The 20,637-nt window shown below is 70.5% G+C and carries 9 protein-coding genes; 3 read left to right on the top strand and 6 right to left on the bottom strand.

The window, feature by feature from the left end:
• Window positions 1-30 precede the first annotated feature (30 nt).
• Window positions 31-1,044 (top strand): pirin family protein, encoded by a 1,014-nt coding sequence (locus Q9K23_RS19410; protein ID WP_053777907.1) that lies wholly within the window; start codon window positions 31-33, stop codon window positions 1,042-1,044.
• Between the two features lie 705 nt (window positions 1,045-1,749).
• Here Q9K23_RS19410 and Q9K23_RS19405 read toward each other — a convergent pair.
• The 3 genes from Q9K23_RS19405 to Q9K23_RS19395 form a co-directional block, all read right to left on the bottom strand.
• Complete coding sequence (locus tag Q9K23_RS19405) at window positions 1,750-2,157, bottom strand: nitroreductase family deazaflavin-dependent oxidoreductase (protein ID WP_305950246.1); 408 nt, start codon at window positions 2,155-2,157, stop codon at window positions 1,750-1,752.
• Between the two features lie 358 nt (window positions 2,158-2,515).
• A complete protein-coding gene (locus Q9K23_RS19400; protein ID WP_053777909.1) occupies window positions 2,516-3,196 on the bottom strand; it encodes a CE1759 family FMN reductase in 681 nt (226 codons plus the stop codon).
• A complete protein-coding gene (locus Q9K23_RS19395; RefSeq protein WP_053777910.1) occupies window positions 3,193-4,305 on the bottom strand; it encodes an LLM class flavin-dependent oxidoreductase in 1,113 nt (370 codons plus the stop codon). Before Q9K23_RS19395 ends, Q9K23_RS19400 begins: the two co-directional genes overlap by 4 nt.
• Before the next feature lie 143 nt (window positions 4,306-4,448).
• Here Q9K23_RS19395 and Q9K23_RS19390 point away from each other — a divergent pair, with 143 nt between their 5' ends.
• Window positions 4,449-4,958, top strand: coding sequence for a hypothetical protein (locus Q9K23_RS19390; protein ID WP_020790272.1), 510 nt, complete (start codon window positions 4,449-4,451; stop codon window positions 4,956-4,958).
• Between the two features lie 177 nt (window positions 4,959-5,135).
• Window positions 5,136-5,717 (top strand): DUF4190 domain-containing protein, encoded by a 582-nt coding sequence (locus Q9K23_RS19385; protein ID WP_082365988.1) that lies wholly within the window; start codon window positions 5,136-5,138, stop codon window positions 5,715-5,717.
• Window positions 5,718-5,785: 68 nt separating this feature from the next.
• Here the strand turns inward: Q9K23_RS19385 and Q9K23_RS19380 are convergent, their stop codons facing one another.
• The 3 genes from Q9K23_RS19380 to Q9K23_RS19370 all read right to left on the bottom strand — a co-directional run bounded on the left by Q9K23_RS19380 (window position 5,786) and on the right by Q9K23_RS19370 (window position 20,635).
• On the bottom strand, window positions 5,786-6,112 hold the full coding sequence (locus Q9K23_RS19380) for a hypothetical protein (protein ID WP_261978009.1): 327 nt from the start codon (window positions 6,110-6,112) through the stop codon (window positions 5,786-5,788).
• Window positions 6,113-6,371: 259 nt separating this feature from the next.
• Window positions 6,372-6,623 carry an MbtH family protein gene (locus Q9K23_RS19375; protein WP_020793989.1) on the bottom strand — a complete coding sequence of 84 codons (252 nt, stop codon included), beginning with the start codon at window positions 6,621-6,623 and terminating at the stop codon, window positions 6,372-6,374.
• A gap of 149 nt (window positions 6,624-6,772) precedes the next feature.
• Window positions 6,773-20,635 carry a non-ribosomal peptide synthetase gene (locus Q9K23_RS19370; RefSeq protein ID WP_305950245.1) on the bottom strand — a complete coding sequence of 4,621 codons (13,863 nt, stop codon included), beginning with the start codon at window positions 20,633-20,635 and terminating at the stop codon, window positions 6,773-6,775.
• Between the last annotated feature and the right edge of the window lie 2 nt (window positions 20,636-20,637).

The following is a 20,637-nucleotide window of genomic DNA, read 5'->3' as shown; positions in this document are numbered from 1 at the left end:
TCCAGCCCGACGGTGAAAGTGTGGTGCGCGATGAGCAATCTGGAGACCGAACCTGCCGAGGTGCACTGCCACACCGACGCCGCACCGGCGGAGGGGGCCGGAACGATCCGGATGGACATCCTCACCGCACGCGACGTGCCACTGGGCGGCCCGCGCGCGATGACGGTGCATCGCACCCTTCCGCAACGGGATCGCTCGCTCATCGGGGCCTGGTGCTTTGCCGACCACTTCGGACCCGATGACGTCGCGGCCACCGGCGGCATGGACGTACCACCACATCCGCACACCGGTTTACAGACGGCCAGTTGGCTTTTCACCGGCGAGATCGAGCACCGGGACACGATGGGCAACCATGCCATGGTGCGCCCCGGTGAGCTCAACCTGATGACCGCCGGTCACGGGATCGCCCACACCGAGGTCTCCACCCCCGACACCACGGTGCTGCACGGGGTGCAGCTCTGGATCGCCCTGCCCGCGTCGGCGGCCGATACCGCCCGCGGTTTCGCCCACTACGCGCCACCACTGATCACGGCCGGCGAGGTCACCGCCCGGGTCTTCCTCGGCGAGCTGCTCGGATCGGCGTCGCCGGTGCCGACATTCACCCCACTGCTGGGCGCAGAACTGCATCTGCCGGCGGGGAGCCGGGCCGTCCTCGATGTTCGCGCCGACTTCGAGCACGGATTCCTGGTCGATTCCGGTACCGTGGCGATCGCCGAATCCGCCTCCCGCACAATCGAACGGACCGAGCTGGGGTATGTCGGCCTGGGAGCCGAGCAGCTCACGCTGGTCAACCCCGGTTCCGATTCCGCCCGGGTGATCGTCCTCGGCGGCCTGCCCTTGGGCGAGGACATCATCATGTGGTGGAACTTCCTGGGACGAAGCCACGACGACATCGTCCGGTTCCGCGAGGAGTGGATGGACCACAGCGAACGGTTCGGCCAGGTTCAGGGTTATACCGGTGAGGTGCAACATCTTCCGGCTCCGCAACTCCCGGGGACCCGGCTCCGTGCGCGGGAGAACACGCCGGGTCGGGCGCACGACTGATCACTCTCGAGTCGGAAGTGGTTGCGAACACCGCTGTCTCACCGGGTTTCGACACGGGTCCTCGCCCAAGGGCTCGGTCCCGGCTCAACCATCAATTCCCCAAACCACAAGCACCACACGATGGTTGAGCCGACGAGGAGCGCAGCCACGAGACATGTCGAAACCTCAGACGGCCAACCTCACGACGCAACAACAGCCCACACGAACACCCAAGAGCTCGACCCCGGCTCAACCACCAATTGCCCAAACCACAAGCACCACAAGATGGTTGAGCCGACGGGGAGCGCAGCGACAAGGCGTTTCGAAACCTCAGACGGCCAACCTCACGACGCAACCACCCATTCCACCAAACACCCCGAAAGTGGTTGCGAACACCGCTGTCTCACCAGGTTTCGACACGGGTCCTCGCCCAAGGGCTCGGTCCCGGCTCAACCAACCATTACCCAAACCGCAAGAACCACACGATGGTTGAGCCGACGAGGAGCGCAGCGACGAGACGTGTCGAAACCTCAGACAGCCGACCTCACGACGCAACAACAGCCCACACGAACACCCAAGGGCTCGGCCCCGGCTCAACCACCCACTACCCAAACCGCAAGAACCACACGATGGTTGAGCCGACGAGGAGCGCAGCGACGAGACGTGTCGAAACCTCAGACAGCCGACCTCACGACGCAACGACGGCCCACGCGAGCGACGATGGGCTCAGCCGATGTCGGCGACGAAGACCGCACTGCGTCGTAGCGCTTTGCGTGCGGCGTCGGGGAGACCGTCGGCGTCACCGCCGACCGGCACCACCCGCGGGTTGACGATGCGGCACTGCGTGCCGGACAGCCGGACGTCGGCGGCCCCGGCGGCGAGGATGTTGCGCACCCAGTCGGTGGTGCCGTGGATCATCGCGACGGCGAGCACCCCGTCGCCACGGAACGCCCGCACCGGGGTCTGGAAGGTCTCGCCGGTGACCCGACCGCGATGGGTGATGGTGGCCAGCGCCGGGGTCCGGCGGGCGATCGGCCCGAGGACGGGCTGCAGGCCCAACACGATCCGCTCGATCGGTGCGGGCAGCAACACCGGGGTGTCCGGGGTGTCGTTACGGGGTGGATAGCCGGCCACGGGACGCCTCCTCGACAGGATGATGAGACCCCCATTGTGATCCAGCGACGGACATCTGGCGAACGGCCCCGCCTCGCTCAGCGTTCGAGCATCTCCGCAGCCGCCGCGCCTGCCGCCGGGTTTCCACCCCGACGAGCCGTAGGTCTCGGCGACATCCACTCCGCGGTGCCCACCGACATCTGACCGCTGCTGACATCGGTGACCTGGGCCTTCGACTACGACCAGCTCTGGGCGTCGACCGCGATCATCATCGCGGTCTCGGTACTGGCCTATGCGCTCGTCGGCGGACTCGAGCAGACCGTCCGCCGCCGGATGGCCGGGGCGGTGTCGTGGTGGGATCCGGGTCAGCGGGGTCTGGTCAGCGGCCCAGCAGCCGGGCGAAGTTGTCGATACCCGCCTGCTCGGCGCGGCGGCTCGCATCCGAACCGTCGGCGGTGTCTGCGACCGCATCGGCGGCCGGGCGACGACCCGAGCGCACCGCGCGGCCGGGGCGGGTGCCGGCCACAGCCGCCAGTTCTGCTGCCGCACGCCTGATCCGGGTGTCGAGCGAGGTGATGTCACCGGAACCGCCGGCCCAGTCCTCGGACGCGGCGTACACCCCGGTCGGCACCACCACGGTGCGCAGATACCCGAACAGGGGGCGCAGCGCGTGGTCGAGCACCATCGAATGTCGCGGGCTGCCACCGGTTGCCGCGATGAGGACCGGCTTGGCGGTCATCGTATCCACGTCGACGAGGTCGAAGAAGGTCTTGAACAACCCCGAGTACGAGGCGTTGAAGACCGGGGTCGCCACGATCAGCGCGTCGGCCTGCTGCACCCGCTCGATCGCCGCCCGGGCCGCACCGGTGGCGAAACCGGCGGCCATCGAGGTCCCGAGGTCCACGGCGAGGTCCCGCAGGTCGATCACCGTCACGGTGACATCGACTCCGTCCGAACCGAATTCGGCGGTCGTCGCGGCGACGAGCCGGTCGACGAGCATCCTCGTCGACGACGGCTCACCGAGTCCGGCGTTGACCGCGACGAGATCCACGGCGGTCATGCGTTCACCTTCTCTGTGTTGTCGGCGGAATCGGCCTCGGCGTCGCGGGCGGTGACCAGCGAGGCGTGGGTCGGGGCGTCGGGGACGTCGGCGGGGCGGCCCGCGGCGAAGCCCTTGCGGAGTTCGGGCAGCACCTCACCGAGCTCGTCGAGCTGCTCGAGCACCGTCTTCAACGGCAGGCCGGCGTGGTCGACGAGGAACAGCTGACGCTGATAGTCGCCGAAGGTGTCACGGAAAGACAGTGTGCGGTCGACGAATTCGGCCGGGCTGCCGACGGTCAGCGGGGTCTCGCGGGTGAAGTCCTCCAGCGACGGGCCATGTCCGTAGACGGGGGCGTTGTCGAAGTACGGCCGGAACTCGCGAACGGCGTCCTGGGAGTTCTTGCGGATGAAGAACTGTCCGCCGAGACCGACGATCGCCTGGTGCGCCTTGCCGTGTCCGTAGTGCTCGTAGCGCTCGCGGTAGAAGTCGATCAGCCGCTTGGAGTGTTCGGCGGGCCAGAAGATGTGGTTGGCGAAGAAGCCGTCCCCGTAATAGGCGGCCTGCTCGGCGATCTCCGGGCTGCGGATCGAGCCGTGCCACACGAACGGTGCGACGTCGTCGAGCGGGCGCGGAGTGGAGGTGAAGGAGGTGAGCGGGGTGCGGAACTTGCCCTCCCAGTTCACGACGTCCTCGGTCCAGAGCCGGTGCAGCAGATGGTAGTTCTCGATTGCCAGCGGGATGCCCTGCCGGATGTCCTGACCGAACCACGGGTAGACCGGCCCGGTGTTGCCGCGGCCGAGCATGAGGTCGACGCGCCCGTCGGCGAGGTGCTGCAGCATCGCGAAGTCCTCGGCGATCTTCACCGGATCGTTGGTGGTGATCAGGGTGGTCGAGGTGGACAGGTTCAGCGTGCTGGTCTGGGCGGCGATGTAGGCCAGGGTGGTGGTCGGCGACGACGAGAAGAACGGACGGTTGTGGTGCTCACCGAGGGCGAAGACGTCGAGCCCGATGTCCTCGGCCTTCTTCGCGATGGTCACCATCGCCTTGATGCGCTCGTTCTCGGTGGGGGTGATGCCGGTCGTGGGGTCGGTGGTGATGTCGCTGACGCTGAAGAGTCCGAACTGCATGGCGCGCCTCCGAGGTGCCGGTGGGTAACTGTCACCCAGCATAACCGGACCTTGGTCCGTTTAATTCCTGCGGGGCGCCTCCTCGAGCGAAACCTACCGGTGAGTTAGTGTGGGCTTACCTAATCCTCGATGGGAGTCACGAAATGACGCTTCGGAAGTCCGTCGCCGCGGCCCTGCTGGCCGGCGCTGCAGTCTTCTCCGTCGCCGCATGCTCCAGCGACGACGACACCACCTCGACCACCACGACGTCGGCGTCCGCGTCGACATCTGCCGAGGCGAGCACCTCGGGCGAGGCCCAGGCGACCGATCTCGACGTGGCGTCGGCGCAGACCATCCTGCGCACCGCGCTCAACCCGGACACCTCGAGCGAGCAGTTCGACACCGTGGTCGACACCTCCAACCCGGCCACCAAGCCCGCCCTGCAGGCCTACAACAAGGGCGCGTCGGCCGCCGGCTACGGCCCCGAGGTGTACGAGGTGAAGACCGTGAAGGCCGACGGCGACAAGGCCACCGTCACCGTCGCCGTGACCAGCCCGCACGCCCCCGATCACCCGGTCGACCTGGACCTGACCTACGTCAACGTCGACGGCACCTGGAAGCTCAGCGGCAGCGTCGTCGAGCAGCTGTCGTCGATGATGCCCGGCGGTCACTGACCTCATCCGGTACCGACCACAGACGCCCCACCGGACCCATCCGGTGGGGCGTCTGTCATCTCCGCACCCGGCGCCCGCGACGGGGACGACGAGGAACAGGGAACGCGATCTTCGGCGGACCGGGATGTCGGCGGACGTCGGTACACTCGGACCCGGCCCATGGACCAGGAGGAACGGATGACCCGGACCGATCACCCCACCAGTCCGATCGCGCCCGCGGTGACCGATCAGCATCTCCGATGGCCGACGGTGAACGACGACGAACCGCTCCCCGCCCCCGCCTCCACGGCCTTCACCTCCACCGGGACGCCACCCGCCGCGCCGATCCCCGCAGCACCAGTCCCGGCCGCGGTCGAGGTCGCGACGCCGGCCACCGGGAGCTTCTGGTTGTCGCCCCGCGCCCGGCAGGACGATTCCCCGCTACCCGCGGTGGGCGACTACTGGGACCTCGGCCGCCCCGATCCGGTGCCGTACACGCCGCTGCAGCCCGTCCTCCCGCCCACGCGCCGGACCGCGCCGGTCGCACAGGCGGCGATGATCTCGGGACTGGCGTCGATGCCACTGATCCCGCTGGCCGGCCTCGGCGGCCTGGTCGGCGCGCTGGCCGTCGTCCTCGGACTGGTGGGGGCCTTCCAGATCGGCAGGCGCTCGGACTACCGCGGTACCGGCCGCGCGATCACCGGGATCGTGCTGGGCACCGGCAGTGCCATCGTCGGATTGCCGATCCTGTTCCTGGTACTGCTGATCGCGGGACTCTGAAGTCCGATCGCAAGGCTGTGGGCCTGAGCGCAGGGCTCCGGGGCCTGATCGTGGGAACCCGAGTCGGTTCAGCCGACGGCGCGCAGCCCCTGCGCCGGACCGGTGTCGATATCGCGCCCGATCCAGGTGACGACATCGTCGAGGACCCGCTCACAGCTCTTGCCGTCGATCACCGACGCCAGCGACGGCGCACAGTGGAGCAGGGCCGCGAAGAAGGCCGCATGCGGCGAGAGTCCGCGGGCCTCCATCACGATGGTGTACTCGCGGATGGATCGGTCGAGATCACCGAAGGTGATGGCCTCGCCGAAGACACGCACCGCCACCAGACTGGGCGTGATCAGCGCACGGCGCCCGACCTCTGACACCACGGCCTCGACCTCACGATCGGATACCACATCGGCCTCCTCGAACTGGCCACCACTGAGGGTCCGCCGACGGAACACGTTCTGCTCACTGTGCCCGACCGAGGCCGCTTACACGGAGTGGCCATCGGCAGCTGTGACGAATCACACAGTCCATAATGACAATACTTTCGCCACCGACGATACAAGCGCAACCGCGTGAGGAAAATGTGAAAGATGTTGCTGATGTGAAAGTGTTACGGGTGCGACACCCGGCGGCGACATCGGCTCGCCGCCGGGTATCTCCCACGGGTCACTGCCCGGTGGCGTCCCCGCCGCCCGCACGCGCGGCCTTGTCGGCCTCCATGGCGTCGATCAGGCTCTGGGGCCGCAGATCGGTCCAGTTCTTCTCGACGTATTCCAGGCATGCGGCCCGGCTGTCCTCACCGAAGACCTTGGTCCAGCCCGCCGGGATGTCGGCGAAGACCGGCCACAGCGAATGCTGGTTCTCGTCGTTGACCAGCACGAAGAATCGACCGTTCTCGTCATCGAAGGGGTTCGTCATCTACCTCGTCCTCTCTCTGGCGCCGACGGCACACGGGCCGCCGTTCCCACCATTGTCATGTCGTCGCGCGCATTCGCGCGGCGACATCGTCAATTCATCATTCGTTCGACGTCGGGACCCGTGGATAGGGTCACCTAACTACATTCAGGTTACGGTCTGAGCCCAGGCCCTCCCCACACCGGCCTCCGTGTGGACGGGCCGCGACGGTCGGCAACCGTCAGCGCCTCGTCGAGCACCGGGCCGATCACCGCGAGCGACGCCTCGTCGGCCATCCCGAGATGGTGTGTGTCCACCTCGGTGCCGGCCACCGGACCCGACACGAAGGGTCGCCACGCGTCGACCACACGCCCCGGGTCGGGCTTGTCCGCGGTGGCGACGAAGACATGTGCGTCACCGCCGAACACACCGGGTCGGTAGCCGAGCACGGCCTCGTCGGAGGCCGCGAAACTCTCCATGATCCGTTCCACCTGATCGTCGGCGAGCAGTCCCATCCCGGCGATCTGCGACCGGATGATCGCGGTGAGTTCCGCCGGCGACTCGGCGCGGACCTCGTCGCCGAGGTCGAACAGGTCGCGCCACCCGCCGAGGAGATCGGCCGCGACCGAACCGTCGAGCACATCGGGAACCGCCGACCGGTCGGCAGGTCCGGCCGATTCCGCCGGTCCGGCCGATTCCGCCGGTCCGGCCGGTTCGGGTGCGGAGTCCATGATGCCCAGGAAGGCCACCTCCTCGTGCTCGGCCTCGAGCAGCGTGGCCATCGCGTGGGCGATCACACCGCCGACCGACCAGCCCAGCAGGTGGTAGGGCCCGTGCGGGCGGACCCGACGGATCTCGGCCACATACCGGCGGGCCAGGGCCTCGGCGCCGGCGGTCGGCTCGCCGAGGATCACGTGCGGGTCCTGCAGGCCGTAGATCGGACGGTCGGCCAGATGCGGCGCGAGTCCGCCGTAGAACCACGCCAGGCCGCCGGCCGGGTGCACACAGAACAGCGGCGCTCGCCCGCCCTGCGTCCGGAGGGCGATCAGGACGTCGCCGGCCAGGACGGTGTGATCGGCGATCCGGCGGGCCAGCGAACCGACGGTGGGATCGCTGAAGAGCCAGGGCAGTTCGATGCGCAGACCGTATCGTTCACCGGCCCGGGCCACCACCCGCGTCGCCGCCAGCGAGTTGCCGCCGAGGTCGAAGAACGAGTCGGTGACACCCACCCGGTCGACGCCGAGGATCTCGGCGAACACCTGCGCCACCATGCGTTCGACCTCGGTGCCGGGAGCGAGGTACACCGACGGTTCGGCGGCCGCGGCCGGCAGCGACTTCCGATCGACCTTTCCGGCCACGTTCAGCGGCATCTCCGGCAGCGTCGTCCAGACGTCGGGCCGCATGTACTCCGGTAGCCGTCCCGCCGCGAGTGCCCGGGCGGACTCGACGTCGGCGTCGGCCGGGGCGAGGTAGGCGACCAACCGGTCTCCGGCCGGACCCGGCGCGACGATCACCGCGGCGTGGACCACCCCCGGGGCACCGGCCAGCACCGCCTCGATCTCGCCGAGCTCGAGGCGCTGACCGCGCAGCTTGACCTGGAAGTCGGTGCGCCCCAGATACTCCAGCCGTCCGTCGCGATCCCAGCGGACACGGTCGCCGGTGCGGTACAGACGAGCACCGGCGGGTCCGAAGGGGTCGGCGACGAACCGTTCGGCCGTCAGATCCGGACGGGCCGCATATCCCCGGCCCACCTGCACACCGCCGAGGTAGAGCTCACCGGCCACTCCCGGCGGCACCGGCCGCAACCGCCCGTCGAGGACATGGGTGGTGGTGTTGAGCACCGGTCGCCCGATCGGCACCACCGTCTCCCCCGCGGTCACCTCGTGCCGGGTGACGTCGACGGCGGCCTCGGTGGGCCCGTACAGGTTGTACAGCCGGGTCCGGGGCAACGCGGCAAGGGTCGACTGTGCCACGGTGGGCGGCAACGCCTCACCGGAGGTGAACAGCAGGCGCAGCCCGTCGAGTGCGGCCAGCCGGGGGGCGTCGACGACGTCGAGGAATGCCGACAGCATCGACGGGACGAAGTGCGCCACCGACACCCGCCGGGTGGCCATCAGGTCGGCGAGGTAGCGGGGGTCGCCGTGACGGCCGGCCTCGGCGATGATCAGTTGTGCGCCGATCATGAACGGCCAGAACAGTTCCCACACCGACACATCGAAGGTGTAGGGCGTCTTCTGCACCACCGCGTCGGCCGCGGTCAACCGATGGTCGTGCTGCATCCACACCAGCCGGTTGGCAATCGCCCGATGGCCGACGGTGACACCCTTGGGCGTACCGGTCGATCCGGACGTGAACAGGGTGTACGCGGCGGTCTCCGGACCGATCGGCGCGAGCCTCTCGGCGGCGGCCACCGGGGCGCCGTCGGTGTCGGCCGCGGGCACCGGCCCACCGGTGTCCACCTGCCGCACCGGGACACCGGATTCCGCGGCGACGCCGGTGGCCGACACCGACCGGCCGGACCGGTCCACCAGCAGCACCCGGACGTCGGCGGTCTCGAACATCGACCGCACCCGCCCGACCGGCGCCTCCACGTCCACCGGCACATACTGTCCGCCGGCGGTCACCACCGCATGCACCGCGACCAGCATCTCCACCGATCGCGGGATGCACACGGCCACGGCGACATCGGGTCCCACGCCGAGTGCGATCAGCTCGCGGGCCTGCGCCGACACCCGCGCGGCGAACTCGGCGTAGGTCACCACGCGATCACCGCTGACCAACGCGGTCGCATCCGGTGTCCGCACCGCCTGTGCCCCCAGCACATCCGGCAGCAGCATCGGCGCCACGGCCTGCTGCGGCCCGGTCGTCCAGGCGGCGAGGCCGGGACGCTCGGCCGGCAGCAGCAGGGTCGTATCGGCCACTGCCGCAGCGGGATCGGCGAGCAGGTCGGTGAGTCCGGCGACGAATCGTGCGACGAACGCCTCGATGGTGGACGGATCGAACAGGTCGGTCGCATACACCACCGATCCACCCCAGTCCTCACCGTCGGGTGCCGTCGCGATCGACACCGTCAGGTCGAACTGTGCCGGGACCGCGGGCGCGGCAACCGGTTCCACGTGCAGACCGCCGATCTCGACCGCCGGCACCGCCGCGCCACCCGACGTCGCCGACGCCTGGTCGAGTGCGAGCATCACCTGGGCGAGCGGCGAGAACGACTCGGACCGAACCGGATCGATCGCCTCCACCAGTGCCTCGAACGGGACGTCGGCGTGTGCGAATGCGGCCAGGTCGTCGGCGCGGACCCGGGCCAGCAGATCGGTGAACGGCTCGCTCCCCCGGACCTGTGTCCGCAGCACCAGGGTGTTGACGAACATCCCGATCAGGGGATCGAGCACCGCCTGGCCGCGGCCCGCGGTGGGGGTGGCGACGGTGATGTCGTCGGTGGCGCAGAGCCGCGACAACAGCACCGCGACCGCCGCGTGCAGCACCATGAACGGCGTCATCGCGTGCTCTGCCGCCACCGCGGTGAGCCGTGAGGCCACCGCGGCCGGGATCACGAGGCCGGCGGTGGCGCCGCGATGGGACTGCACCGGTGGACGTGGCCGGTCGGCCGGTACCGCGAGCATGTCGGGGAGTCCGGCGAGACGCTCACGCCAGTAGGCCAGTTGCGTCCCGACCGGCGACTGCTCGTCGGCCGGGTCGCCGAGTACGCGGTGCTGCCAGATCGCGAAGTCGGCGAACTGCACGTCCAGCGGGGTCCACTGCGGGGCCCGGCCCTCGACCCGTGCCCGGTAGGCCGAGGCGAGATCGCCGACCAGCGGGCCCACCGACTCGCCGTCGGCGGCGATGTGGTGGAGCACCACCGCGATGAGGTGGGCACCGCCGGGCACGGGACACAGGCGTGCGCGGATCGGGAACTCGGCGGTGACGTCGAAGCCGGCGGTGACGGCGGCCTCGAGCCGGTCGACCGAATCGAGCTCCGCCCAGTCCAGCAGACGTCCGGCATCGGTCGCCGGATGCACGTGCTGGCGGGGTATGCCGTCGACCTCGGGGAAGGTGGTCCGCAGGATCTCGTGCCGTTCGACGACGTCGCCGAACGCCGCCCGCAGTGCCCCGATGTCGAGCGGGCCCTCGACCCGCAGCACGGCCGGGATGTTGTAGGTGGCCGCCGACGGATCGAATCGGTTGACGAACCACATCCGCCGCTGCGCGAACGAGAGCGGGATCTCCTGCGGCCGTGGGGTGATGGCGGTGATCGGCGCGCGTGCACCGGCCATCGCATCGCTGCCGACGAGGTCGGCGAGCATCCGCACCGTGGGTGCGTCGAAGACATCGCGCACGGTCACGGTGGCGTCGAAGCGATCCGCCAGCCGCGCCGCGAGCCGGGCCGCCGACAGCGAGTTGCCGCCGGCGTCGAAGAACGACGCGGTGGCACCCACCCGGTCGACGCCGAGCACCTCACCGAACACGCCCGCGACGGCCTCCTCGTCGGGGGTGGCCGGCGCGACGTAGGGCAGGTCCGCGCCGCGGTGCAGCGGGTCGGGCAGCGCATCCCGGTCGAGTTTGCCGGTCGGGGTGAGCGGCAAGGCGTCCAGGATGGTGAATGCGCCCGGGACCATATGCGCCGGAAGCTGTTTGGCTGCAGCTGCCCGGACCACACCGATGTCGAGATCGGCGGGGGCGACGAGGTGGGCGACGAGCGCGACGGCCGGCGAACCGACCCCGAGGACCACCGCCGCACTCACGCCGTCCACACCGGTGAGCACGGCCTCGATCTCACCGAGTTCGACGCGTTGACCGTTGATCTTCACCTGGTGGTCGGCGCGGCCCGCATACTCGAGGTCGCCGCCGGTGCGCACCCGGACGAGATCGCCGGTGGCATACATCCGGCCACCCGGTCCGGCGAACGGGTCGGCAACGAATCGTGTTGCGGTGAGGGCGCTTCGGTTGAGGTAGCCGCGGGCCAGTGACACCGCGGAGGACAGATACAGTTCGCCCACCATCCCGCGTGGCACCGGGCGCAGCCGGTCGTCGAGCACGTAGGTGGCCATCCCGCGGATACCGCGACCGATGGTCACCTCCGCCCCGGGTGTCTGACCGGCCACCGTGGACCACACCGTGGACTCGGTGGGACCGTAGAGGTTGACCATCGCGCGGCCGTCACCGGCCCAGCGGGTGACGAGATCGGGCGGGCATGCCTCACCGGCCGTCGCGAGCAGGCGCACGCCGGCGGCGTCGCCGACCTCCAGCGTCGCGAGCACCGAGGGGGTGATCACCATGTCGGTGACCCGGTCGCGACGCAGTACGGTGCCCAGGGCCCGGCCGGCATAGTCGCCGGCCGGCGCGATCACCAGGGTGTGTCCGCCGGCGATCGCCCAGATCATCTCGAAGAACGACGCGTCGAACCCCGGCGACGCCACGTGCAGGACCCGGGTGTCCGGGTCGGCGCCGCGCTCACCGGTGAGGGCTCGCAGCTCTGCGGCGAGGGTGGCCACACCGCGGTGCGAGACCGCGACGGACTTGGGTCGTCCGGTGGTACCGGAGGTGTACATCAGATAGGCCAGTCCGTCGACGCGCAGGTGCCCATGCCGCTCGTCGGCGGCGATCGGCGCCGCCGAACCGTGGGTCGCCACGTCGGCGAGATCGAGCCACCGGCAGTCGGATTCGCCCAGTCGCGGACGGGTGGCCGCGGTGGTGAGTCCGGTGCTCACCTGCGAGTCGCCGATCATGAAGGCGATCCGGTCGTCGGGGTGTGCGGGATCGATCGGCAGGTAGGCCGCACCGCTCTTGAGCACGCCCCAGGCGGCGACGACGGAGTCGACGGAGCGCTCGATGCCCACCGCGACGACGTCCTCGGCCCCGATCCCCCGGCCGATCAGCGATCGCGCCACCCGGTTGGTCCGGGCCTCGAACTCCGCATGGTCGAGCACCTGTCCGTCGCAGATCAGCGCCGGGTGACCGGCGTCGACGGTTCGGCCGGCCAGCAGGTCGGGGATCGTGACCGGGGTGGTCGCGGGCAGGCGCGGGGCGATCAGCGCATCGGTGCGGGCGCCGGGCGCGACGAGCTCGATCCGTCCGACCGGGGTGGCCGGTGCGGTCGCCATCGATCGCAGGATCTGCCGGAGGACCTCGCCGAACACCGCGACCTGCGCGTCGTCGAAGGCCGACGGCAGGTACTTCAGGGTCAGGGTGAGCGCGTCACCGGCGGGGGCCGACGCCAGGTTCAGCGGGTAGTGGGTGGCGTCCCGGGTGGAGATCCCCCGGATCGTCAGACCCGCCCCCGGGGCCGCAGCGGTCACCGAGTCCCGGTCGACGGGGTAGGACTCGTGCACCGTGAGCGTGTCGAACACCACCGGGACCCCGGCCGCCGCAACGATCTCGGGCAGCCCGAGCTGCTGGTGATCGAGGACCGAGACCTTGTCCGCCTGAACGTTTTCCAGCAGCCCGGCGATCGAGAGGTCCGGGTCGACGTCGACCACCACGGGCAGGGTGTTGATGAACAGCCCGACCATGGATTCCACACCGTCGAGGTCGGCGGGACGACCCGAGACGGTCTCGCCGAACACCACCACACGGTTGCCGGTGAACTCGGCGAGGAAGATCGCCCACGCGGTCTGCAGCACGGTGGAGACGGTCGCACCGTGTGCCCGGGCGAGGCGGTCGACCGCGGCCACCAGGTCGGCCTCGATCGGGACGACCAGATCCACGGGCATCGCATCGGCGGTGATCGAGGCACCCGGAGCCACCAGGGTGGGGGCGTCCAGCGGTGCCAGCAGCCGGCGCCATGCGGCCAGACCGGCCTCGTCGTCGGCAGCGGCCAGGCGATGCAGATGGTCGGCGAAGTCGCCGGTGCCGCGACGGGTGTAGGTGGCCCCGGTTGCGTACAGCGCCAGCAGATCCGCGAGCACCAGCGGAGCCGACCAGCCGTCGAACAGCAGGTGATGGCTGGTGATCACCACGTCGACACCGTCGGGATGGACGACGGCGGCCGCACGCATCAGCGGCGGTGCGGTCAGGTCGAACGGCCGGGTCCGCTCCGCCGCCGCCACCTCGGTGATGCGGCCGGCGGCCACTGCGGCGTCGTCGACGGTCACGGTCTGCCAGGGCAGTTGTGCCTGCGTGGGGATCACCGCGACCGCGGCTCCGCTGCGCAGACGCAGGTAGCCGCTGCGCAACACCCGATGGCCGATCAGCAGGTCGTCTCCGGCCCGGCGCAGGCGGTCGAGGTCGACATCGGGTCCGAGCTCCAGGATCGCCTGTGTCACATAGACGTCGACGTCGGTGTCACCGGCCAGCTCGGCCTGGAAGAACAGGCCGCGCTGCAACGGCGACAGCGGCCACACGTCGGCACCGGGATACCGGTCACCCAGCTCGTCCAGGTCGGTCTGCGTCACCCCGGTCCCGGGCACATCCGAGGGCGAGAGGCCGACATCGCCGGTCTCGGCGACATATCGGACGACGGCGTCGAGTTCCTGCGCCCAGCGATCGGCGATGTCGGCGACGTCGTTGTGCGACAACACCTCCGGCACATACCGGAAGTCCGCGGTCACCGCGGGCCGGTCTCCGGTGGTGGCGCCGACGTTGATCGTCAGGGCACTCATCGCGGCGAGGTCGCCGGTGACCACCGACGGCAGGAACGGTGCGTCCGCGGCGGGCAGGAATCGGCCGGTCAGGGTTTCGGCGGTCAGGGTTTCGGCGGTCAGGGTTTCGGCGGGCAGGGATTCGGTGGGCCCGGCCGCATCCGCGACGGCGGTGTCGTCGCCCGCACCGCGCACGGCCCGGGTCCCGAGGTAGTTGACGGCGATGTCCGGGAGCCGGTGGGCAGCGAGTCCGGTGCCGTCGTCCTGGCGCAGCAGCCCGAAGCCGATGCCGTGGGCCGGCATGCCGACCCTTTCTTCCTTGGCCTCCTTGACGGCGTGCACGATGTCGCCGTCGGCCGACAGTGCGATCGGCGCGATGGAGGTGAACCAGCCGACGGTGCGCGACAGGTCGGCGCGCACCGGCCGGTTGCCGGTGGCGAGGAGGTCCTCGTATCGGCCGTGTCCCTCGAGGAGCACCGACAGCGGTGCGCCCGAACCGATCCCCTGCGCGGACTGTCGGCTGCGGATGGCGCGTGCGAGGGCACCGACGAGGACGTCGGCGACGGTGCCGCCGAAGGCGGTGGGCACCGCGGTGGCGACGGCCGCGGCGATCGGGCCGGTCACCTCGCGGACCACCGATGCGGTCTCGCGATAGCGGTATGCGGTATCCGGTGTGGGTTCCGGGGTGTCCGCAGCAGAGGTGAGCACCGTGGAGGCGAGCACCGTGGAGGCGGGCACCGACGAGGCATCGCCTGCACTGCGGGTCAGCCAGTGAGCCAGTTCCCCTCGGTGCCGGTCGATCTGCCCGGCCACGGCGTGTTGCCATGCGCGTAGCGATGTCCCCTCACCGCGCAGTGCCGGTTCCTGTCCGGCCGACACCTGTGTCCACGCGGTGATCAGGTCCTCCACGAGGATCGGCCAGGAGACCGCGTCGACGGCGAGGTGGTGGACGACGAGGACGACGCGGCCACCGCCGGCGCCGTCGTCGATCAGGGCCGCGTGCACCACCCGCCCGGCGGACGGGTCGAGGCGGCGCGCCGCAGATGCGTGCACCTGGCGGATCTGTTCGGCCGGCACCGTCGCGTCTGTTCTTGCCACACCGTCGGGTCCTGCCACCCCGTCGGTTCCTGTCACACCGTGGGCGTGGTCGACGGTGTGTGTGCTGATCGCGGTGTCGGCGTCGAACGGCAGACCGGCGGTGAGCACCGGGCCGGCGTCGGTGATCCGCAGGGCGGACGACAGCATCGGGTGGGTGGCGACGACCGCCGAGAGCACCCGGCGCAGTTCGCCGGGCCCGAGGCCGGCGGGCCGGGTCAGGACCATCGACTGGTTGAAGTCGGCGAGATCGGCCGGGGTGGGTGCGGCCGACACCAGCCAGGACACGATCGGCGGGATCGGCATCTCACCGATCGGTCCACCCGCCGGTTCGGGCAGCGGGTCGATCCGGTCGGCGTCGTCCCCGGCGACCCGGGCCATCCCGCGGATCGTCTTGTGCTCGAAGATCTCCCGCGGGGACAGGTGCAGTCCTGCCGCCTTGGCCGCGGACGCGAGCTGGATGGACATGATCGAGTCGCCGCCGAGCGCGAAGAACGACTCGGTGACCCCGACCCGCTCGCGGCCGAGCAGGCCGGCCACGATCGCGGCGAGGGCCTCCTCGGCCGCGGTGGCCGGGGCCTCGTGGCCCGCGTCCTGCGCCGACAGCACCGACAGCGTCGGCCGCGGAAGGGCTTTGCGGTCCAGTTTGCCGCCGGGAGTGGTGGGCAGTGCGTCGAGGACGACGGCGTGGTGGGGCACCATGTGGCCGGCGAGGTGGTCGGCGGCACCCCGCAGGATCACGTCGGTGTCGAGGTCGCTCCGGCCATCGGCGTCGGCGCTCTCGGGGTTCGGGGCGGTCTCGGGGTTCGGGGCGGTTTCGGGAACCAGGTAGGCGACCAGCCGGGAGCGGCCGGTGTCGTCGGCGACGCCGAGGACGACCGCCGATTCCACACCCGGCTGCGCCGCCAGCACGGCCTCGATCTCGCCGAGTTCGACGCGCTGTCCGTTGATCTTCACCTGGTGGTCGGCGCGCCCGGCGAACTCGATGTCCCCGGATGCGCCGATCCGCACCAGATCTCCGGTGGCATACATCCGGCCGCCGGGGATCGCGGTGAACGGATCGGCCACGAACGACGCCGCGGTCAGGCCGGGCCGGCCGAGATATCCGCGGGCGAGGGAGTCGGGGGTGCCCAGGTACAGCTCCCCCACCACACCCTGCGGTACCGGGTGCAGCCGGGCGTCGAGGACATATCCGGTGAATCCGCGCACCGGACGCCCGATCACGATCGGTTCGCCGGGCACCGAACGGCCGGTGGTGGCCCAGACGGTGGCCTCCGACGGCCCGTAGAAGTTGAACATCGCCCCGCCGGGCCGGGCCTGTGCCCACCGCGTGACGAGTTCCGGCGGGCAGGCCTCGCCGCCGGTCACCAGGTTGCGGATTCCGCGCCCGTGTCGCGGGTCGACCGTGGCGAGTACCGTCGGCGTGATCAGGGTGTCGGTCACCTTGTCGCGCTCCAGGATTCGTCCGAGCGCATCGCCTGCGTACTCCCCGGCGGGTGCGATCACCAGGGTGTGGCCGAGGGCGACCGACCACATCATCTCCAGCACCGAGGCGTCGAAACTCGGCGATGCGACATGCAGGATGCGCGTGTCCGGCGACTGCTCCGGGGTGCCGGTGATCTCGGCGAGCGCATCGATCAGGGTGGCCAGTCCCCGGTTGCTCACCCCGACCGCCTTGGGACGGCCGGTGGACCCGGAGGTGTAGACGAGGTAGGCGAGTGTGTCGAGTCGGATCGTGCCGTGCCGCTCGCCGGCCTCGATCGGCAGGGAGCTGCGGGTGGCGTCGGTGGCCTCGGCCACGTCGATCCACCGGCAGGTGTCCCCGAGCCGGGATCGGGTGGCGGCGTCGGTGATCCCCCATCGCGCACCGGAATCGGCCAGCATGTAGTCGATCCGGTCCTGTGGGTGCGCGGGGTCGACGGGCACATAGGCCGCACCGGAACCGATCACGCCGAACACCGCGATCACCGACTCGACGGATCGTTCGAGGCCCACCGCGACCACGTCGTCGGCGCCGATCCCCCGCTCGATCAGGGCTCGTGCCAGTCGCTGTGTGCGACGGTCGAACTCGGCGTTCGACAGCTCGATCCCGGCGCAGATCAGGGCCGGGTGGTCGGGGTCGGGGCGCCGGGCGGCGAGGATGTCGACGAGGGTGCGCGGGACGGAGATGCCGCCGTCGGCGGCCGGGGCTGCCACCCCGGTGGAGTTGCGGCTCGGCCGCATCGACGTCAGGGCCCGCTCGTCGACGAGGTCGACGTCTCCGGTGGCCACGTCGGGTTCGCTGATCAGGGCGAGCAGCACCCGCAGCCAGGTGTCGGCGAGGCGCTGCACCGTCGACTCGTCGAACAGTGCGGTGGCATAGACGAATCCGGCGTTCATCGGGCCGTCGGACGACCGGTCGGTGACGCCCACGGTAAGGTCGAACTTGGCGACGGGTGCGGCGATCCCGAGCGGTTCGGCGGTCAGTCCGAGCGCCGCGGCGTCGAGTCGGGCGGGGCGGCGATGATCGGCGGCACCGTGGGTGATGGCGATCTGCACGAGTGGCTGATGAGCGGTGGACCGATCCGGGGCGAGCTCGTCGATCAGGTCGTCGAACTGCACGTCGGAATGGGTGAAGGCATCGACGTCCACGGCGCGGACGGTGGCGACGAACTCCGACAGCGTCTGCGCCGGGTCGACCGGGGTCCGCAGCACCAGGGTGTTGACGAACATGCCGACGAGATCACTCAGGGCCGCATCGGTCCGCCCGGCGATCGGTGCGCCGATCACCACGTCGGTGGTCACCGCCAGGCGCGCGACCGTGATCGCCAGCGCGGCATGGGAGACCATGAACGCGGTCAGGTCGTGCTCCCGCGCGAACACCTCGAGCGCATCGGCCACCGCGTCGTCGATGGTGACCGTGACCAGACCGGCCGCGGTGTCGAGTACGGTGGGCCGCCGGCGATCCATCGGGAGATCGGTGACCTCGGGCAGGTCGGCCAGCACGGTGCGCCAGTGGTCGAGCTGGACCGCCATCCGGGCGGAGGGGTCGGTGGCCGATCCCAGCACCGACCGCTGCCACAGGGCGAAGTCGGCGTACTGCACCGGCAGGGGCGCCGGTGCGATGGCATCGGCTCCGGTACGGGTCAGATAGGCGCCCAACAGATCCCGCACGAAGACCGGTGCCGACTCGCCGTCGAAGGCGATGTGGTGCACGGTGATCACCAGATCCCAGCAGTCCGCACCGGCCGAGGCCAGCCGGGCCCGGATCGGGAGTTCGGTGGTGACGTCGAATCCGTCGGTGGCGCCGTGGAGCAGGGCATCGGCGTCGCATCCGTCGGCCCAGTCGAGCATCGCGCGGGCCTCGGCCGCGGACAGGATCTGCTGGACGGGGCCGTGCTCGTCGGCCGGGTATCGCGTGCGCAGCACCTCGTGGCGTTCGACGACGTCGCCGAGCGCATCCCGCAGGGCCACCGCGTCGAGTGCGCCGGACAGACGCAGACCCATCGGGATGTTGTAGGCCGCCGATTCCGGGTCGAACCGGTTGATGAACCACATCCGGGACTGCGCGGTCGACAGCGGAATCCGTTCCGGGCGGGTCGCCGGGGCCAGGCGGGGGATGCGGCGGCCCCGACCCGCGGTGGCCGCCACCAGTTCTCGCACACTGGGGGTGTCGAACAGATCGCGGACGGTGACGTCGAGGTCGAGGGTGTCGGCCAGCCGGGCCGCGACGCGCGTCGCCGACAACGAGTTCCCACCGAGGTCGAAGAACGAGGTCGCCACACCGACCCGGTCGATGCCGAGGACGTCGCCGACAACCCTCGCCACCATCTCCTCCAGATCCGATTCCGGTGCGACATGATCGGATTCCGTGCCCAGCACCGGGGGCGGCAGCTCCCGGCGGGCCGCCTTCCCGGCCGAGTTCAGCGGCATCTCGGCCAGCAGCATCCACACGGTGGGGCGCATGTACTCGGGCAGGGCGGCGGCGACCGCCGTGCGGGCGGCGGCGAGGTCGACGTCGTCGGGTGCGAGGTAGGCGATCAGATGGTCGTCGTCGCCGACGCGCGCGACGGTCACCGTCGCATGCACCACGCCGTCGACGGCCGACAGCACCGCCTCCACCTCGCCGAGTTCGAGGCGCTGACCGCGCAACTTCACCTGGAAGTCGGTGCGGCCCAGGTATTCGATCTCGCCGCCGGCATTCCAGCGGACCAGGTCACCGGTGCGATAGAGCCGTCCGCCGCCGTCGCCGAACCGGTCTGCGACGAACCGTTCGGCGGTGAGGGCGGGCTGTGCGGCATACCCGCGGGCCAGCTGGACACCGCCGAGGTAGAGCTCGCCCGGCACCCCCACCGGCACCAGTTGCAACCGTGGGTCGAGGACGTAGGTGGAGGTGGACGGCACCGGCACCCCGATGGGTACCACCGTCTCCCCCGGGCGTACCCGGTGCGCGGTGACGTCGACCGCGGCCTCGGTCGGTCCGTACAGGTTGTGCAGCCCCAGCCCGGGCAGCGCGGCGAGCACGGTGCCGGCGGTGGCCGCGGTCAGCGCCTCGCCGGAGGTGAACAGCAGTCGCAGACAACTCAATCCGGCCAGGCGGCGCGAACCGAGCACGTCGGCGAACGCGGCGAGCATGGACGGCACGAAGTGCACCACCGACACCCGGTGGCCGGTGATCACACCGGCCAGGTACTCCGGCTCACCGTGCCGGTCCGGTTCGGCGATCACCAGGGTGGCACCCACGGTGAACGGGAGGAACAGTTCCCACACCGACACGTCGAAGGTGACCGGCGTCTTCTGCAGGAAGACGTCGGAGTCCTTGATCGCGTACCACTCCCGCATCCAGTCGAGCCGGTTGACGATGGCGCGATGGGAGACGGTGACCCCCTTGGGACGCCCGGTCGATCCCGAGGTGAACAGGGTGTAGGCGGCGTCGTCGGGGTGCAGCGGTGCGCGCCGGTCGGCGTCGGTCACCGGCGGGGTGTGCGGGTCGAAAGGGCCCGAGGCGTCGACGGTCAGCACCCGGACACCGGTGCCGAGGGCGTCCACGCCGGTGCCGTCGGCCGATTCCGCGGCGGGGCCGGTCAGCACCAGCCGCACCGCCGCGGTCTCGACCATGTGCCTCGTGCGGTCGGCGGGCGCCGACGGGTCGAGGGGTACGTACTGGCCACCGGCAGAGACCACCGCGTGCACCGCGACCAGCAGTTCCACCGACCGGTCGAGACAGACGGCCACGGCGACGTCGGGTGCCACCCCGGCCGAGATCAGTTCCCGGGCCAGGGTGTCGACCCGGGCACGGAACTCGGTGTAGGACACCCGGCGGTCACCGAAGACCAGGGCGGGTGCGGCGGATTCCCCGGTCATCGTGACCATCTCGGTCATCG

Origin of the sequence: Gordonia sp. NB41Y, assembly GCF_030718915.1 — a bacterium.
Classification (GTDB): Bacteria; Actinomycetota; Actinomycetes; order Mycobacteriales; family Mycobacteriaceae; genus Gordonia; species Gordonia desulfuricans.
The sequence above is the reverse complement of the archived record's forward strand: the minus strand, read 5'-3'. Positions and strand labels throughout refer to the sequence as shown.

Bases quoted from the DNA above. Each gene is read 5' to 3' on its own strand.
- Q9K23_RS19400 (WP_053777909.1), bottom strand. From the start codon at position 3,196: ATGACCGCCGTGGATCTCGTCGCGGTCAACGCCGGACTCGGTGAGCCG.
- Q9K23_RS19375 (WP_020793989.1), bottom strand. From the start codon at position 6,623: ATGACGAACCCCTTCGATGACGAGAACGGTCGATTCTTCGTGCTGGTC.
- Q9K23_RS19390 (WP_020790272.1), top strand. From the start codon at position 4,449: ATGACGCTTCGGAAGTCCGTCGCCGCGGCCCTGCTGGCCGGCGCTGCA.
- Q9K23_RS19370 (WP_305950245.1), bottom strand. From the start codon at position 20,635: ATGACCGAGATGGTCACGATGACCGGGGAATCCGCCGCACCCGCCCTG.
- Q9K23_RS19395 (WP_053777910.1), bottom strand. From the start codon at position 4,305: ATGCAGTTCGGACTCTTCAGCGTCAGCGACATCACCACCGACCCCACG.
- Q9K23_RS19410 (WP_053777907.1), top strand. From the start codon at position 31: ATGAGCAATCTGGAGACCGAACCTGCCGAGGTGCACTGCCACACCGAC.
- Q9K23_RS19385 (WP_082365988.1), top strand. From the start codon at position 5,136: ATGACCCGGACCGATCACCCCACCAGTCCGATCGCGCCCGCGGTGACC.